The 18,479-nt window shown below is 62.7% G+C and carries 9 protein-coding genes; 3 read left to right on the top strand and 6 right to left on the bottom strand.

From position 1 onward, the window contains the following. Window positions 1–28: 28 nt before the first annotated feature. Both A5673_RS00615 and A5673_RS00610 read left to right on the top strand, forming a co-directional pair. Window positions 29–481 (top strand): VOC family protein, encoded by a 453-nt coding sequence (locus tag A5673_RS00615; RefSeq protein WP_068226554.1) that lies wholly within the window; start codon window positions 29–31, stop codon window positions 479–481. A gap of 366 nt (window positions 482–847) precedes the next feature. Beyond that, a complete protein-coding gene (locus tag A5673_RS00610; RefSeq protein ID WP_068226553.1) occupies window positions 848–1,327 on the top strand; it encodes a hypothetical protein in 480 nt (159 codons plus the stop codon). Between the two features lie 346 nt (window positions 1,328–1,673). On the opposite strand, the gene A5673_RS28865 is transcribed toward A5673_RS00610, so the two are convergent. Next, a complete protein-coding gene (locus A5673_RS28865) occupies window positions 1,674–1,925 on the bottom strand; it encodes a hypothetical protein (RefSeq protein WP_156747739.1) in 252 nt (83 codons plus the stop codon). Window positions 1,926–2,118: 193 nt separating this feature from the next. Between A5673_RS28865 and A5673_RS00605 the strand changes: the two genes are divergently transcribed. After that, entirely contained in the window at window positions 2,119–2,700 is a 582-nt protein-coding gene (locus tag A5673_RS00605; RefSeq protein WP_156747738.1) for a hypothetical protein, read from the top strand. A 173-nt stretch (window positions 2,701–2,873) separates the two neighbouring features. Here A5673_RS00605 and A5673_RS00600 read toward each other — a convergent pair whose 3' ends face one another. Genes A5673_RS00600 through A5673_RS00580 form a run of 5 tightly spaced genes read right to left on the bottom strand, consistent with a single transcriptional unit; the run spans window position 2,874 to window position 18,174 of the window. Then, entirely contained in the window at window positions 2,874–4,067 is a 1,194-nt protein-coding gene (locus A5673_RS00600; protein WP_068226551.1) for an McrC family protein, read from the bottom strand. After that, on the bottom strand, window positions 4,039–6,321 hold the full coding sequence (locus A5673_RS00595) for an McrB family protein (RefSeq protein ID WP_068226550.1): 2,283 nt from the start codon (window positions 6,319–6,321) through the stop codon (window positions 4,039–4,041). The genes A5673_RS00600 and A5673_RS00595 overlap by 29 nt, the downstream gene beginning before the upstream one ends. Continuing rightward, window positions 6,318–10,214 carry an N-6 DNA methylase gene (locus A5673_RS00590; protein ID WP_068226549.1) on the bottom strand — a complete coding sequence of 1,299 codons (3,897 nt, stop codon included), beginning with the start codon at window positions 10,212–10,214 and terminating at the stop codon, window positions 6,318–6,320. The genes A5673_RS00595 and A5673_RS00590 overlap by 4 nt, the downstream gene beginning before the upstream one ends. Further along, on the bottom strand, window positions 10,211–13,027 hold the full coding sequence (locus A5673_RS00585; RefSeq protein WP_068226548.1) for a helicase-related protein: 2,817 nt from the start codon (window positions 13,025–13,027) through the stop codon (window positions 10,211–10,213). Before A5673_RS00585 ends, A5673_RS00590 begins: the two co-directional genes overlap by 4 nt. Before the next feature lie 5 nt (window positions 13,028–13,032). Continuing rightward, the gene (locus A5673_RS00580; RefSeq protein ID WP_068226547.1) at window positions 13,033–18,174 is read right to left on the bottom strand and encodes a DEAD/DEAH box helicase; all 5,142 of its coding nucleotides are present in this window, start codon (window positions 18,172–18,174) and stop codon (window positions 13,033–13,035) included. Window positions 18,175–18,479: the final 305 nt, after the last annotated feature.

The raw sequence follows: 18,479 nt of genomic DNA, 5'->3' as shown, positions 1-18,479 counted from the left end.
CGCGTGGGTTCCGTCGAGAAAGGCCGCGATGAGCAGTCACCGGACGACCTTCAACCATGTCGGATTGTGCGTCTCCGATCGCGAGCGGTCGCGGCGGTTCTACGAGAACGTGCTGGGGTTTCAGTTCTGGTGGGAGCTCGATCCGCCCGACGGCCCCACCGCGAAGCTGGTGCAGCTTCCCGAGCCGCTCGGGGTGCACGCGACCTACTTGGTGCGCGACGGGTTTGTGCTCGAACTCATGGACTACTCGAAGCGTCAGGTTCATGCGGGGTCGGAACGCGTGATGGATCAGATTGGGCTGACGCATATCTCGTTTTCGGTGTCCGATCTTCCCGGCGCGTTGGAGAAGGTTGCGCAGTTTGGGGGAGCGGTGGTCGACGCGACGGTGACCGAGGCGATGGCGATGATTCGCGATCCGGACGGGCAGTTGCTTGAGTTGCTTTCGGATGGGTGGCTTTCGGCGCTCCCGCCTCGACCCTAATGGCATTGCTGGTTCCCAGCGGCGCTGGCGAGGTGCCCAGGTTGGCACGTTAGAAACGCAATCCCACGGGGGATTTCCTTAGATTGTGGGCAATTGTGGCTCACCTCAGGCGCTAACTTCGTTCGATCTGATCTGGCACTTGGCTCTAAATACACCCAACGTGAGCTTGCCGGAAGGGACAGCTGATGTCCAAACATGCCGCGCTAGCCCACGCCAGGAAGGAAGCCGGACGCACGTTGAATTCGACGAAGCCAAGCACCACGTCATCGATCAGGCCGTCGCCGACGCCGACCGGGCCGAGCAGCTGGAGGGCTCTACAGCTGCCAAGCTGTACCGGAAGACCGTGCCCCGGTTTGGCGCAGCGAGGTGGCGCTGGCCGCCGAGATCCGCCTGTGCGAGAAGGCTGGCGTGGACCTGGTCGCCCGCGTCAGCCTTCGGCTAGGCGCGGCCAAGGGGCTCCCGACGCGTCCGCAGAGCACGGACCCGTTGGCAGAACGCCCCGCAACACTTCACGCAACGGACTTGACGGCACGCGCCGCTGCGTCCACCAGTGAGCCGTCCGCCGACCTCGACTTTTGGCCACTGGAACGCGAGGAGAGCGCCGCCCTGGCGGGCGGGGTGTTGTGCGACAGCAACGACGTCCTCATCTACGACGGCAGCGTCAAACGGCTAGCCGCACTGCGCGCCACGCAGCGCGTCGACTTCAGCTTCGGCGAATTGTCTGAGTTCGCGCGCAAGCATCTGTGCCCGAACGGGCTGCACCGTGCGCTAGTGGATTGCGACGGCACAGTCACTTTCGGGGCGGAGCCAGCCGAGGAGTGGGCCAGTCCTACTGGGGTGTGTTAGCACCCAGGCAACTGAGCCGCCGCTGTCCCTCGTTTGACGCGGCACCGGTAACGTTAGCGCGTATGAATTACGCATCGTGGGAAGAGGTCCCGGATCGTCTGCTCGCGATGGAGAATCCCCCGCGAAGTGAAGTGGATCGAATCTGGCGCGAGGACCGAGCCCGCATCCGGTGTCGGAATTGCAATCGCCACTACATCGCCAGGGTGTCTGATACCCCCGACTGCGACGATTGCCGCAACGGCAAGCCCCCACGCGCAATGCCCGCAGTAGACACAGCGGGAGATCAAAAGGTCTCGCGAGCACGGTGACAGATGCGCGCGCAGCCGAAAACCACGGGCACTTCTGTCTATCCGGTTAGGCCGCGCGACCGTCGTTGATCTTGAGCCCCTGCACTGATTGCCTCTGCGAACTGCGTCAGTTGAGGATCAGTGATCGGTCGACCGCGCCGCTTGAAGTCACGCCGCAGCCCATCCTTCACCCGCTCCACGGGATGCCCTGCGTAGAGGCGATGAAGTGCATCGCACGCCGCCTGCAACTGCCCGAGGATCTGACCATTGAGATCGTCTGCCCAGCCCTTCTTACACTCGATGGGGGCCATGGCCGCGCACCTCCATACATCCCGCACGAAGCCCAAATGCGCGGAGCAACCAGGTGCGCCGCTGAGTCGACGGAGTGCTCGGGGTGCCGGGGGGGGGGGTAACAGTAAGCGTTCCTCGCGCGACAGTCTTAACAGCTGGCTCGCTTGCGTTGCACTCGACTGGTTCTGGACCAGCGGGGATTAATCTGGCTTAGTGAAAGTTGGTGAATGGCGACGACTCCGCGCCGCGTTCCATGAGTCCGGGCACGCTGTGGCGTCGGTGTCGCGTGGCGGATATGTCTGGTCCATCGACCTGACACCCCGAAAGAAGGGCAAGAGACATTTGCAGGAAACCGTCACCGACGATCAACCCGCCGACAAGGCCTTCATGATCTGGGCCGGGCCATGGGCACAAGCGCGCTGGGAGGACGACTGCACGACGGAACGAATACAGGTAATCTTCCGAACCCAGAGCTTCTACGATTGGCGGCACTACGAGGAACGTTTCGGCAACGACGTTAGCTATTGGGCACAGCTTGCGGAGAACGCGAAAATACGCAAACGGCCGCCGCCCAAAAACTTGCCGCCAGTCACATTGCCCCTACCTGGCTGGGAAGCCGAACTGAGCGAGGCATGGCCCGACATTCAACACCTGGCCGCGAGCCTGTTGCGTGGCGACTCGCACATCACGCTCCGCAACAACCGAGTGTTGGTGCGTGACGGCTCGCGCGAATTTTGGCACGACAACGACAAACCAAGTATCGTCGACGACAACAGATTGCCCCCCGTCAGGTGAAAGCTGGCGTCCCAGTGTGCCTTTCGTAGAAGTGATACACGGCCCCGTTGTAGACGACGCCGGCGTACCCATGGGGCATGAGCCTCACCGGACGGGCGGTGAGTCGGGCCACAAGACGGTCTCCGTCATGGACGGCAACATCCACCTTCTTGGAAGCCATCAGCTTCCCACGCTCAGTGCGGCCTTGCATGCGCCACCGTTGCCGCGAGCTGCTCGACCTGCTGCAGCAACTCAGGCGTCGTAACGGTCAAGTCGAGGGCATGGCAGTGGATCACTACGCCGCTGCCACGAGCGGTGTGCAGGTCTATCGGCTCATTGCCTTTGGCGTAGACCAGGTGCCCCTCGGTAAGGCCGAGCACGGTGCAGTACGCCAGCATCTGATAAAGATCAGCGTTGGGGAAGCCCTCGGGCCGCTCCGCCTTGTACTTGGCGTCGACCACGGCCCGCACTTTCCCATCCCGCAACCACATCAGATCGGGCCGCATCACCACCCTGTCCCGCTCGTCGAGGCTCAGCGACTTCTGGCAGACGCTGTGCCCGCCGCCCAGGGAGTGAAGCGACTCCCGAAGAGCGGTCGTCACGAAGTCCTCGAAGACGCGCCACATGTCGAACATGTAGCCGGTGACCGTCAAGTCGCCCACGCGGTGCTCAAAAGACTCTGCCGCCAATACGATTTGGGCTAAGGCCAGAGCAGGATGGTACCGGGCGTTGAGCCGGCTGCGGTGCCATTTCGGCAATTCCGCGCCGCGCGGTATGACAGTGACGTCGGCGAGTATTCGCCGCAGCCGCTGTAGCCGGCGCCGCGCCGCCTCGCCAAGTCTGGGAACGGCGATGAGCCGATTCACGGCGAGAAGCAGCAGTCGGTTCTCGGCAATGTCGATGGTGAAGTCGTCGTATTCAACGGCCACGGGGACAGGCAGTCCATAGAGGCGGGTCATCTGCTCGCCAGCCAGCAGTCGGCCGCGGAGCACCGGTAACCGGTCAGTCACGGTGCGGTATCCCTGCAGCAGACCCTGCTCCACCGCGCGCAAGGCGATCCGGCCGAAAGCTTCCGCAAGGGCAGGCAGCAAGTCCTCGTCGCCGGATAACTGGACCAGGTCATCGCGCCAAATGCTGGCATCCTGGGCGTAGCCGAGCAGGAACAGCAGGCGGTTCAAGTCGGTAATCTTCGGACGCACGACGACTTGGCGCTGCCCGACGACCACCGCCCCGACCTTGCGGCTAGCCGCCACGTCGAACAGCCCATGCGTGAGCGTAGGAGTGACGTTCACCAGGGCGAGTTGTTGGAGTGCTAGATATTCCGTGTCGGTGAGCGCGAGGGTCTGAGGGCTCTCCCCTTCAGTCAATAACAGTGGCTGTGCTGCCATGATCGGTTGCTTCGAGTGTGGATGCAGCCGGGCCATCAGTGTCCTGGGGAGCCTCGCCGGCAGCAGCTTTGTTTTGCAAGGCCTTGCGGATGACGTCGAGCCCGTAGCGGGATCGGACATCGGTGCCGTCTCCGTAGTGGTGCTCTTCGAGGAGCGGCAGGATCGCAGTGCGCCAAACCCTTTCCAGCCCTTTGCCACCCGCCGCGTGCACGGCTGATCGCATGAAATACGACGGTCCGATCTTGAAGTCGGGATCTTCGATCCGTGAGTTGAGCTCGTCGAGCAGGTCCGCGACGTCGTTGGGGCGCTTAGTTGCTTCAAGCCACTTGCGGAGGATCCCGTTGGTCGGGCTCTCCGAGGGATGCAGCGGTAGGAACGCGAAGCGCCGTCGCATCGCGGCGTCTACAAGGGCGATCGACCTGTCGGCGGTGTTCATCGTGCCGATGATGAGGATGTTCTTCGGGAGCGAGAACGGCTCAGTGTTGTCGGCGGAATACAACAAGTCGATCGCGCTGTCTCGGTACTCCAGCAGGAAATAGAGCTCACCGAAAACCTTGGCGAGGTTGCCGCGATTGATCTCGTCGATGATCAGAACGTAGACGGCTTCGGGGTTGTCTTTGGCCTTGTCGACAAGCGAGCGCAGCGGTCCCGGAGTGAGTGTGAAGCCAACCTGGCCGGCGCCGTGTTCCTTGGGCCGGTATCCCTCGAAGAAGTCCTCGTAGGTGTAAGCGGGGTGGAACTGGACGATCTTGACATTGGCTTCGGCAGTAAGGTGGCGGGCGAGTTCCTGGGCGATGTAGGTCTTCCCCGTCCCCGGGGGGCCATAGAAGATCAGCTGGGGCCGGTCACGTAGGAGCTCGACGCATTCTTGCAACCACTCAACCGGGACGTGCAGCCGCTGCGCCAACTGAGGAGTGGCATCCGGCAGATGAACAGCGCCAATACCTTCCGGAGGCTGGCGGTGTTCGGCCAGCGCGAGAAGCGTAGGTAGGTGCTGGCTGAGATCCAATACTTCGCCCTGCGCGCTCAACCGCGCGACCACCTCGTCGGGAAGTTTCGACAACGGCAAGGATCTGCCGTACCACTTCGTCGTCCGGCGCATGTTAGAACGCCCGTCGCTGCTCTTGACCGATTCTGGCTCACCGGTGATGATGCCGAAATACACGTTGCCCTGGCTGACGGTTACCACTAGGTCGCCGGGATGCATGCGGGCCAGGAAGGCGTAGAACTCGTCGAGCTTTTCCAGGCGTTGCGCGTAACCCGATGACGTGTAGTCCTCTTCGACAAAGACCTTGAGTTCATCGCGGCTGATACCGGGCTGGATGGGTCGCAACAGACTGGCCGCCAGGGACACCGTGCCCTTGTTGCGCCAAATCGGCACCATGTCCTGGCCTTTGACGTTCGATCCGTGCACGCGCCAGGCATGTTGAACCTCATCGGTGGGCCTAGGTTGCCGCGACTTGGGCTTCTGCCACATCTCAAGCCAAGGGGACGCGTACAGATCGACTACGCCGTGCTTTTCCCGGATAGCTTCGTAGATGTCGTGGAGGTCGCTGTCGACATCGTCGATCTGCCGGCCGAGATACTCCGGCGCAAACGCATCCCGCATCAAACGACGATGTTCAACGCTGACAATAGGCAAGAAGAAGTCCGGAAACGCCAGGTAGAGCAGTGATTGTCGCTGTGCGGCCTGGCCGGTGGCCACCGTGTCGACTTCATCTCTGAAGATCAAAGGGTCGGCGAGGGCATCGACACGGCGCTGCTCGGGGAGCTGTTTGAAGTAATGGGCAACTTCGATCAGGTAGACAAGTTGCTTCCACTTATAGTTTCCGAACGCCTGACCGCCGTGGTACACCCCGCCGCCAAGGAGCGCCTGCTTGACGTCATCTGGGATTGCCACCGGCGGGTCGCACCGTTCGAGGATCGTCTGAACCTGCTTGAGCTTCAACGCCCCGCTGAGATTGATGATCGGTAAGATATTGACAATCAGCAGTTCGGCAAACAGCTGAATCGCGCCGGATGACGTCGTCGCGAGCTGGTGGTCCAACTTCTCAAAGAACCCTCCCGAGCCAGTATCCGGTCGGTCCGAATAGTCTCGCTTGAGTTCTTCCAGATGGTCTGCGGTCCAGATGGGCTGCCCCGGCGTTAGAAGCGAATCGCTCTGTCCCAGACCAACATCGATCAGTCGACGACCAATCTTCTCAATCGCCGCCGCCTCTGGCCGGCCCCAGGTCCCAGCTTCTGTCGACGTCATCGTGCTCCGCTATCCTTTGTGGGTTGGCTGTCATCAATCGGCGACTTATACGGCTTACCTGTTTGCTCGGCCTCAGCCATCGCGTCGTAGATCTCGAGAATCAGGCGCTTGGTGCGGAATTCACCGAAAGCTGAACGTTCACGACGATCTACCAGGGTGAATGAGTCAATAATATAACTGACATCCTCCCTGTTCACACCATAAATGTGGAAAAAAGCAGCGTTGATTTCATGTATGAGTTTTGCACGCTTCGAAATGTTCCAAAGTCCATCGACGAGGGCTCGCGATGCGTCAGGCAAGAAGGGAAATCTAGCTTCGATGAGCTTCAACGGCGGCACAGGAAGCTGTTTGAGGACAAAGAAGTTCAAGGCCGCAGGGTTCCCAATCTTCTGCCGTACCAAGTAGTCGAAAATTAGTGAATTCCATACCGCAGATAAAACCTCCTTGCCCTCAGGAAGTAACGCGATTCCGACCATATTACTGGTTCCAGTCGTGGGGAATACGCAGCTAATCATAGTCCGTTCGTTCGTGTTATTCGTGATTACCCTCCAGCCGAGAAGCCAATCCGAGTCGGACCAAGAACCAAGCTTCTCCCTTACTTGCTTCTCGGGAACCCAATAGCGAGGTAATGGCGTAAATGTCGGATCTTCCCGTTCTCTTTCGGTTAGTTCACGGATGGAACCATCAGCCTCGGTCGTGGCCCACCGAAAATTGAATTGCTGGAACAATCGGCCCTCGTAGAGTGGAAGCATGCGTTCTTTGCCACGCACGAAAATATTCGACCTCAAGTCCCATCCTCGGCCTTGCAATTCCTCGCGTGTGCGAAATAGACGAGAATCATTTGTCATATGGAACATCGTCATGAATCGGACGCCCCAGCGATTTCCATTGGGATCGTCATCACGGACGAGTACCGGCATTCGCTCGTAGATTTCCAAGGCGATCTCGGCGTCGCGCCTGGCTCGAAACATCGGACAGGTGCCAGTGTTGGGGTTAAGCAGCGTGATTTCCCTGGGCGTAAGAGCGAACCGCGCGTTCGGGCGCTCCAGGTCGATGGGATCGTGCGCGAAGAAGGTGAAATCTACTGCCGGCTCATGGATATCGCGACCGGCGAGGGTGAGCAGACAGAACTTGTAACTCCTATGCACGCCTGGGAAGAGAGGCTTTGCGTTCTCGAAGTCGTACAGGCTGGCTATGGACCCGTTGACAACGAGGTCTTTGAAAAAGTATTGCGTGGTGGCATCGGTGGCCATGCTGGTCGGCAGTATCACCCCGAGGCGCCCGTCTCCGCCCAGGAGTTCGCGGTCGGTTTCGGCGAACACCGCATAGGTGTTGATGTCGCCACGTCCGGTAAGTGGGTATCGACCGGAGTTGCGCATGAAGTGCGACACGCCCTCGGCGCTTCTTTTTTCCGCCACGAAAGCGTTGTGGAGGCTGGGGTGGGTTGAAGGCAAAGCCGCGATGAGGCGTTTCCTCGCGGCGGCGTTCGGTGCCTTCGCGATCTCCGGATCCCGGGAGGCGAAGAATTCCTGTTCCTGGAGTTTCACCCGATCCCACGGCGGGTTGCCGATCACCACCGAGAAGCCGCCGTACCAGCCGGTCGCTTCATTGACGGTGTCGTCATCCGTCGACTCCGTAGGAAAGACATGTGGAAATTCCAAATGCCAGTGAAAGAACCGATACTCGGCGGTAAGACGCTCTACTTCGGCCTGCTGCTTTTCGGTGAGCTTTGCATCTCCCTCGATCAGTCCGACGATGGTGCGCTGCGTAATGGCCGGTGCTGCGCCGAGACTTTTCGGCCATACGAATCCGGCGCACCAGGCGTCGGCTGCCAATCGCTGCTGACGGTAGGCGACTGAGTCGGTGTAAGCACGCAGTCGCTGCGCTTGCACGTGCACGTCGGCGAGTGACAGCGTTGGCGTGGCGACTAACTTCTCAACCTGCTTGGCGAGCGCGATGTTCGCGGCGACCATGTCGACGTCGAAAAGGCTGCCTTGGGCACTGCGCTCAGCTTTGTTCTGTTTGGCCAGGGTGGCGGCAACCTTCTTGTCGTCACCCTCAATCGGCTTGAACGCCTCATCGGGCAGGCCCTCGAAGAGCAGCCTCGGGGTGGTGCCGACGAGGGCATTGCCGACTCTGATCTGGGCGTCCAGGAAGGTTAGGGGCCAGCCAGGGTCGAGGGCTTCTAGCCAGAGTGACACCTTGGCAAGCTCGGCGGCTAACGGGTTGACATCTACGCCGTAGACGCACCGGCCGACAACGTCCCGCATCGCGGAGCGCACCGCCTCAGGTGCCGGTTCCGGGTCACCGGTCCGCAGAGCGGCCACCCGTTTGGCGATCCGGCGGGCGGCTCCCACCAGGAAATGTCCACTGCCGCACGCTGGATCGCACACAGTCACCCGAAGCAGAGCCTGCTCGGGTTCGTCCGATTTCTCGGCCTCATCGAGGATCGGGTCGAGCGCGGTGTCGAGTAAAGACTCCACCAGCGAGGTCGGCGTGTAGTAGGAGCCGGTGTCCTTACGCTGGTTTCCCGATGCGACGACCAACGAGTAGATTTTGGTCGCCGGGTCCCAGCTCGGCATCAACTCGAGGAGCGACTCGTAGATGCTACCGAGTTCTTCTGCGCCTAGGTTGCGATAGTCGACGATCCGCAGGGCCTGTGAACGCGGTTCGCGCACAAGCGATAGTGAGTGCACCGCGGACTGCAGGGCCTGATTGCTCAACGAGCAGTCCATCAGAAAGTCCAGCGCACCGTTGTCGAAGAGGCCACCGATTCCGGGCAAACCCAGTTCGGGCAGGCCGTTCACACTACCGAGTCCACGCCAGATGACCTTGAGCGCCTCCCAGCGATCGCCGTAGCGCCCGCCACGTCGGCGCCGGGAAGTACGGCGCAAACGCTCGGTGGAGAAGTAGTCCAGGTAACGGCGTCGGACCTGAGGGTCAGCGTCGGGGTCGAGCAGCGCATTGCGGTCCTCGGCGACGAAGGTGAACATTAGCCGATAGGCGACCCGCAGCAGAGCGTGGTTGATCTCCTCGACGGTGATAGCACCGTCGGCAAGGTCCTGGCGCAGCCTTGCGTTGTCGGGGTGAGTGAGGAACCCCGAGCCCAGGGTATGCAGTGCTTGAATCACGCCGTCGCGCAGGAGGTTCAGCGCACGGGAGCCGGTTTCGATGGCGTCCTGACGCCAGTGTTCCAGCCAGCAAGAGGCGGGTCCTATTTCGGGATCGCGTGGCTCGAGACGGGAGACGTGGCACAACGAGTAGAGCAGTAGAAAATCTGCGAAGAGGTCCCCATCGAAAATCGCCTCGAGGTCGAACTCAACGTAAGCAGAGCCCACCAGCGAGGTTGAGTCGCGGGCCAGCCGTAGTGTGGTCGCATTCGCAAGGATCGCCCAAAGGTGGTGATCGGAGCGGTTGAGCAGTTCCTGCAGCATCGACTGCGGCGAGGCGCCGGCCGCCCCGGCCACGCCCTTCGTCCGGGTGTCCAACGCAACACGGCCGAGCAGATGGATCGGGACGGGTTCCCACAGATGCGAGACAGGGAAGTTACGATCTCCCACTCGCAGGCCACCTTTTCGGGTGGGATGGACGCGGCCGTAGCCGAGTTGATCGAGCAGCACGAGGGCGAACCGCTCGCGTGTCAACGCAGTTGCAGCGTCGTCTTCGGGCAACGTGGCCAGGGCCTGCCGGTAGGTGGTCCAAGCGCCGCGCAGATACGCCCATACCCGGTTGGCGGCGTCGCGCACGGTTTCCCCGGCGGCGAGGTGAAAATCTCTGGAGGACAGCCCATCCGGGACTTGTCCGGCGACGAGTTTGGCCAGTAGGTCCGAGGGGAGTAGGCCGCCGACGACGCGGACGCCGACGAAGGTCGTAGAGCCGGTGTCGGCGCTCACTTCTCACCTCCGGCCGGGGGCACGTAGACAAAGACCCCGAGGACGTCGGCGCCAGGTTCGACTGTGACTTTCAAACCGCGCACCACTTCCGCTGCCGCCTGACGCACCCGGCGGTGTGATTCAAGCAGCTTGGCGGCGAGGTCTTCACCATGGTCAGCAAGATGCTGTGCGATGTCGGGCAGACCATCGATGGCTCGGCTTATGAACTGAGTCGCTTGTGGGCCGGGCACGTTACCCGACGGTTGCGCGTGCAGTAGCGGTATCACTGACTCCGGCGTTAGCCAGCGCGGCTTGCCGGGTGACCCTTCAAAAGCGAGTGTTGCGACATCCTCAGCGACCAGCTCACGGGTGCCCGAGCGGGACGGGAGCTGCAGATGGAATCGGTAGCGGACGACGAGCAGAGTGGTGCGGGTCGACACAGTTTTGGCGCGGATGACCGCGCAGCGCCGCGCCGGGCGCTGGTCGTCGGGAAGCTGCGCGTCCAGAGCGGATTCAAGGACATAGTTGGCGACAGCCTCTACCGAGGCGTCAGTGCGGGTGAGCACCGCGTCGCCCCGGGCGACGGGCAGCTCAGCGGCGAAATGCATCGGGTCTTTTCGGCTGGGCGGTAGTGCGTCACGTAGTCCCAGCGGCAGGGACCCCAGTGTGGCGTTGAACCCCGAGTCCGCCTGGGTCACGGTGGAGCGCAGGGCCCGAAGCGCGTGATCGACGAACTCCGCGACATCGGTGTTGGTGCCGAGCGTTGCTCGGGTTTCTTTCAGCTCGGTGGCGACGTCCTCCGGCTTGATGCCTTGCTGGGCGTACTTGGTCTGGGCATTGCGTTCGCGGGCCGCCGCCGACTCCCATAGGTGATGAAGGGTGTCGCGTTTCTGCTCCAGGTCCAGTTCAAGACTCAACTGCTCCGCATCTCGCCCGCGCAACAGCAGGCCCTCCATCAGTGCCTCCACGACGGCCTCGCTGTTGTCGGGAACGGGCACCGCAACGCCGGTGGCCTTGCGGATCGCATCGTGTTTGCGTAGCAGGACGTCGAGTACGATTCCGTCGATCTGGTTGTCGCGCCCGTAGAGGGTCACCGCGCGCACCGTGTCGGCGCGTTGGCCGAAACGATCCACACGGCCCTCGCGCTGTTCGTGGCGGGTGGGATTCCAGGCCAGGTCGTAATGGACCACCGCCTGGAAGTTCTCCTGCAGATTGACCCCCTCCGAAAGGCAGTCGGTGGCAACCAGGACGTGCTGGCCTGGCTCCGCCGTCAGCTCCTCGATGCGCGCGACCCGTTCCGCGGGGGGCAGGGTGCCGGTCACGGCACGGATCGTGACGTTCTTGCCCAGCGATGCGCCGAGTTGCTCGGCCACGTAGTCGGCGGTGTCGATGAATCGGCAGAAGACGATCGGGTTGAACCCGTCCCCGAGCAGTTCCTTGACGCTCTTGACCAACGCGGTGATCTTGCGATCGGGTTTGCCTTCGAGCTTCAATGCTTCGGCCCGGAACGCCTGCAGCCGACGCGATTTGGCATTGGCGGGCTTGGATTCGGTGTCAGCGCCGGGCGTGGTGTCGATCGCCTCAAGCGCCTCGTCGTCGGCCTGGTCGAGCACGATTGCCCGGCCAATGGCGTCCGCTTCTTCCGGTGAGTCGGCAGCCACCGTCGCCGCGCGGGTCTGCAAAGTTTGAGCGGCCGCACGGGGCGACGACGCCAGCGCCCGCAGCAGGGCCAGCGCCGACCACCAGTTGACCCGCCGGGCCAGTCCGCCTTCATCGGTGCGGACGGTTTCGCGGGCGTAGTCAAGGACTTTGGCGAACAGCGCGTGGTACTCGGGGCTCAGCGAGTAGGGCACTTCCGCGGAGAGGCGGTCCTTCGGGAACGGGGTGTCCTCATCGAGATAACGGCGGATGTCCGCGCGGCGGCGCTGGACGAAGTGCTTAGCCAAGTGTTCCCGATCGGCCTTCTTCTCCAAGTCAACGGCGGCCAACTCAGGCTTTAGCAGCCCAAGCAGGTTGCGGAACGCCTCGTCCTTACCGCTGTGGGGAGTGGCGGTGGCCAGGATGAGGTGGCGGGAGGGGTCAGCCGCAAGGTCCCGGATCAATTCGTAGCGTTGAGTCCGGCCCGAACCGCTGGTCGTGGAGTCCGCGACGCAGGTGTGCACCTCATCGACGATCACCAGATCCGGGCAGGTGCGCAGGAACTCGTGGCGACGCCGCGCACTCTTGATGAAGTCGGTGGAAACCACGGTGATTGGGTACCGCTCGAAAATCGACTCGGCGCCGATAAGTCCGCGTTCGAGGCGGCGAACCGTGCTCGGCAGGACCAGTTCAGCTTCGAGACCGAACTTCTCTCTGAGTTCACCCTGCCACTGCTCGGCCAGCGCAGGACTGCACAACACAGTTAGCCCGCGGGCGTCACCGACCTTGAGCAGCTCGGTGGCCACCAGAGCGGCCTCGATAGTCTTGCCGATGCCCACGTCGTCGGCAATCAGCAGTCGAACGACGTCCTGCCGCAGCGCCATCATGAGCGGCACCATCTGGTAGGCGCGAGGCTCGACGGCGATGGAGGCCAGGCTTCGGAACGGTCCGGCGGTGGAACGAAATCCGATCCGCAGGGCGCTGCGCAACAACGAGGCACTCAGGTGATCGCCGAGATCCTCCGGCTGCGGCGGGGGAAACGACGCCGGGCTGACACCTTCGCTGGCGAGTACGCCGGCGATGTCATCGTCGATGCCGCCAATGGGTCGTAGCACGAGAAAGTCGTCTGTGCTCTCCGGTAGCACCACCCATTCGCGACCGCGTGCCGTGACGAGGTTTCCAGGGGCGAATCCCACTGTGCCTAAACCCTTCCGTCGCCGAATACGTATGAGTGCTCGCGTACCCGCGTCAACCAGTCGTCGCCGGGATGAAGCCGCAGCACCGTCCAGCCCGCGTCGTTGAACATCTCCTCGACCTCCTCGGCATCCGGCGGGGATGCCTCTTCGACAAATACCGCCAGTGCTGAATCGTCGGCATGGAATGCGAAGTCCGGCCGGATACCTTCCGCACCGACGGGTTCCCTCACTTCGTCGGGCAGGGCGAACTCGTGCTGTACGAGGAGATCGATGAAGGCACGCTGCAGTTCAGACTCACATCTCGCTCGCATGTCCTGCGCATTGTCATCTCGGTGTTGCGTTTCGATCGCGGGCGTCGTGTTCGACGCGGCGAGCCGCAGCAAGAGATCTCGGATCAGATGCCGGTCGATGGCCGCGTGGTCGGCTTGATTGGAATAGGCGAGCAGGCAGTCGTAGCAAGCTTTTTCACAACGTTCTCGAGCCTCTTCGTTCTTGCCCAGGTCCACGCCGTCGGGGCTGAAGTGCACGATTTCCAATGCGGCCCTCGCGACGTTGGCGATGGCGTCCGGCTCGCCATGTAGCCGCCGCAGTACACCAGCGCCGCCTTCGGCGGATTCGGTAAAGAGCATGCGGCCGCGCTGTTCGTTGTCGGGGAGAGCTTCGCTGGATAGTTCGGAGTCCTCCAGCTGGAACTGGGCTTCGACGCCACGTTCCAGGGCGTAGCGCAGGCTAGTGGAAACCTCGGGCGCTACCGGTTGGCCGAGTCGCAAGACCAAGACGTTGCGAGTGTCCTCGACGTAGGGAATAACCTTTTGCTTGGTGGGCACATCGGCGGCGTCGTCGAGGGCATCGTCCTGGGGTGTGGTGTCTTCGGCATCTTTTTCCGATAGCCAATTTCCTTTGACAGTGTCGAGCCAATAACCAAGGTCTGCAGGGTGTTTGCGGCGCCGTCGGCCCACATTGGTAACTCGCACGGTCGCTGTGTCGCCGTAGCTCAGGGTGAGCAGCTCACCCGTCTCGTCTTGGACGGTGGCGTCGGACCGCCCCAGTCGCGGCCCGTGCTGGCTGAATCGGTAGGACGTGTGCAGCTCGAATCCGGCTCTGCGGCGCTCTTCTTCATCGCTGGAAATGCGTTCCCGGCGGCGGGCGAACACGGTCTGCATGCGCATCAGCCCGTACTGGGGCGCGCCGAGCGGCGCCCCGCAGTTCTCACACACGTCCAGACCGGGGCGGCGTACGTGGTGATAGCCGCACGACTCGCAGCGGTATGCGTCCTGTGTGTCTACCGTGCCGATACCGCCTGCGCTCATCGGCACCTGGATGCGCTTGACTTCGTAGCGCGCGCCTTCGTGGTAAATGATCGCGCCGGGACCGAACTCGCTGATGGCTAGGAATCGCGGACGCTGCAGGTAGTCGCCGCCGGCGCGGTTGCCGACCGCCGCCCGGACGCCCGGAATATAGGCCGCCAGCGGCAGCCTCGGAAAGCTGTATCCCGGTAGGAAGCCCTCACTGGCGAAGTAGCGATAGGTGTAGAAATCGGAATGGGTGCGGTCGGTGTCTTCGTTGCGGAGTAACCGAAGTTGGCCTTCGGCTTCACGCCGTCGGCCCTCTGCTGCGTCTCGGGCGCGTTTGTTCACCGCGCTGTTGAGGACGATGCGGTTTTGCTCAGCCTGATCTTCCAGGGCCGCTTGATAGAGCTCGCGCCAGCGGTTGCAGGCGTGGTTGAACTCCTCTGGCGCGGCAGCAATCACGGTGGTGGGCCAGTTTTGGTGCCACCAGGAAGTGCGTTGGAGGTCATCGATAAGGGGTGCGATCAGGACGGTTGCCCGCTCAGTGGCTCGCCGTATCGCGTCGGGGTTGTGTAGTGCTTTGTCCAAGTTGGAGGTCAGCGGCATGCCGGGTGCGTCGAGTTCCAGGAGCTGCGGCATCCGCGAATAGAGGTCGGCGCCCGTTTCGGCCAGCCACAGCGCCTGCAGATGCGACGCCAGCAGAGCTTCATTGGTCAGATCCAGGCGCGGCGGGGCGACCGATCCGGCGACCATGTCGACCGAGCGCCGGAAGTAGTACTGGTCGTGCGAGTTGCCGGTGGCGCAGTAGGTGGTGACCAGGGCAGGCTGGCCGGACCGGCCGGCGCGTCCACTGCGTTGGGCGTAGTTGGCCGGTGTGGGTGGGACATTGCGCAGCCCTACAGCGTTGAGACTTGCGATGTCAACACCGAGTTCCATGGTGGGCGAGCAGTACAGGACCTTCAATTCGCCTTTACGGAAGGCTTTTTCGCGTTCCTCACGATCGGAGGCGGCCACTTGGGCTGTGTGCTCGCGGGCGTACATGCCGACCAGTTCCGGAGCGGTCTTGCGGTAGAGATCCAGGAAGAAGGGATTGACGCGGGTGCCTTGGTCGGGGTCGAAACCCTTGCGGAGCGGGTCGGGTGCCCCGACTCGACCGTCACCGGGCTTCCAGATCACCGCCGAGGCCTTCAGGCGGTAGTTGGGACCGGTGAGACCTTCGACGTCAACGGTTGTCAGCAAACCGGCGCGGTCCAAAACCCGAAGTAGGTCTTCGATCACTTTCTGCGCATCGGCGGTGTCCATCTGGGCGCCGTGCAACGCCAGCCCACTGGCTTCGCGAATGTACCGACCGAGTGCCGTGCGGCCTGTCAAGCGGGCGATAACGCGCGGCGCGCCCGGCTTGCCGAGCTCGGTGGAAACCACGGCTGGCCGCGGCCGCGGCTCGTGCGGAGGGATCGACCACAAGCCTTGCAAGTGCTGATCGGACTGTCGCTTGACTCGATCGAATCCGTCGTCGGTGAGGCATTCGATGGCGACGGCAAGGTCGCGGCGGAACTCGTCGAGAACTATGCGGCACAATTCTTCTCGCTGGACCGCGGTGGCGTCGCGCAGCGGTTCGTAGGTCCGTTCCCAGAGCGCAGGGTCAGCGGCAATTTCTCGCAGCGATTCGTATCCGACTACGAGAAGGCCGGTCTGTTCCAGGTTCGGCATGGTGACTCGCCAGCCGCGCTGGAGGTCGGAGTACAAGCGGTATTCGATGAACTCCTTGAAGGCCCGCTCGGCCGATGACCGTGCCCCGTACACTGCCTCGGGGTTCGCGGCGTAGTCCTCGAATCGCAGACCCAAGCTTTCGACGACGCGCTGTGCGACATCTTCGTGGTGAAGGCTTCCTGACTGCAGGGCCCGATACACGGCGCCGCGAAGTTGAGCCATCTGGACGAAGTCGTTGAAGTGCCCGGCCTGCAGGCTGGCGTCTTGCCGGTTGTCGACGAACGTCAATAGCTTGCGTGACTCGGGACTGAGTTCGTCGGGGGGAATCGCGTTGAGCGAGCGCACGATCGATGTGCTCAGCACCGAGACCGCGGAGCTTCTGCCTTCTGCGTCCAACGTCGCGAGCTTGGCGAAGTCGTTGCCCCGCGATTGCTCGTAGGACACCTTGCAGCGCAGGCAGAATCGGAAAGGGGCTGGGACGAAGGCGGCGTCGATACCGCCTGAGGTGACCTCGCTGCCGCCGATGTCGACTCTTACCCGGCGCGGCAGATAGGGGCGCCGCCGTTCGACCACCTGGCCGTCGGATAGCCAGGAGTCCGGTAGGCGGCCTTCCGCCAACGGATCGGCGGGCCACGGCTGGCTCGTAGATATATAGAGGTATCCGTTGGCCTGGTCGCCGCCGCTGGCATCGCGGTCTCGGCGCGGGCGGTAAATCACCTCGGCGCCCTCGGTGGTCCGCGACACGACGAGGTACTCCTGACCGCACTCGCGGCAGAACGCCAAGGGCATGAGTACGTGGTCGGGTCGGTCCGGCACGGCCACCTGGTACTGCGAGGTGATGTGGCGTCTGGCTTCGTCCTCGATCGACACGTACACCGTGTCTCCCTTGGAGAGGAACTGGTGCAGCCGGAAGGCGAACAATGGCCGGCCGGTGACCGGATTCCGAGCGGCTGAGCCGGCCAGCAATGTGGTGCGGATTGCTTGCGCGCACTCGTCAACGGTGCGACCCGTGAGATCGGCCAGACGCGCCGCAGATTCGCGCACTCGCGCGGGCCGTTGCCGTATCACCCGCCCCGAGTCTTGCTCGATCGCAAGCCCAAATGTCGTCTCGATCCACGATGCCAGCGAGGAAGCCGCCAGTTCGTCATAATCGCCGGTAGCTCCGCCGGCGTGAAGTTCTCCGGTCAACTCAGTGACGTCGCCTGGGTCTCCGGCCGTCGCGTGATCGAGGGTCTCGCCGATCACTCGGTCCGGTGTGACCTCGGTGCCGAACAGTCCAGTCGCGACTTCGGCGACCACTCGACGTTGGTCTACCTCAGTGCCGGCGCTAGCCATGGTTGCGGAGGTACCGACGCACTGCATTTCGGGTGACTGGCACGCGTCTCGCACGCGTCGGACGAGCATCGCAACGTCGGCGCCCTGCCGGCCGCGGTAGGTGTGGAGTTCATCGAGGACGAGGAACTGCAGCCCCTTCGCCGCGTCGACGAGCTTCCGACGTTCCTCCGGGCGGGTGAGCATCAGCTCGAGCATCACGTAGTTAGTCAGCAAGATGTCGGGCGGGTTGCGGAGGATCTCCTCACGACGTTCACCTTGCTCTTGGCCGGTGTAACGGGCGAACATCACCGGCTCGTTGCCCTCGCCGTAGCCGAACGTCAGGAACTTCTCTAGCTCGCCGACCTGGCTATTGGCCAGTGCGTTCATCGGGTACACGATGATGGCTTTTGCCCCGTGCTCGCGCGGCTGCTGGCGCAGCACCCGGTCGACGATCGGGATGATGTAGGCCAGCGACTTACCGGAGCCGGTGCCGGTTGTCAGCACATAGCTCTTGCCGGAACGCGCCGCTTCGATCGCCTCTCGCTGGTGGCGGTGAAGCGTGATGGGGCGTGTGCCGGGGTCGACGATGTTTTGCTTGGGCCGGAAGATTTTGGCGCACTCCGGGTGCAGAAGATCCTGCGCGACCAGCTCGTCTATCGAGCCACCGGGGGCGAAGGTCGGATTCAGGGATAGCCAAGGCTCTGGCCACTGCTTTCCCTCGGCAAGCTCGTCGGCGACGTATTGCTCGATTCGTGGGTCTCGCGGTACGACCGCGCTGGTCGTGAAGGACTTGTAGTCATCGATCAGCTCTTGGTGGACACGGAAGATATCCATGTGCCTCCCCTTGCGTCCTACTCGTGACGACTCGTTCACTTGGGCGTCGATGTAACCCGTGGGGGGATCATTTCAAACGTGTCGCTATTGCGTGAAGATATAAACAACAGTCGACTCAGCGGGCGGTTGGCGTGCGAAATCGCGCCTTCTCAGCGCGTGTCCCCAAGTACGTAGTGCCCGAGCGGTCGGCCGCACGCGCTACGCAGCGCGGGGGCTCTGGGTTCAACGCGGCCCACTTAAAATTGCGCTACCCGTCGCCTACCGGACGAAAGGCGCCTTGACCCGCTGGACATAACAGGGGTGTG

The organism is Mycobacterium sp. E3198, from assembly GCF_001667015.1.
Lineage (GTDB): Bacteria > Actinomycetota > Actinomycetes > Mycobacteriales > Mycobacteriaceae > Mycobacterium.
The sequence above is the reverse complement of the archived record's forward strand: the minus strand, read 5'-3'. Positions and strand labels throughout refer to the sequence as shown.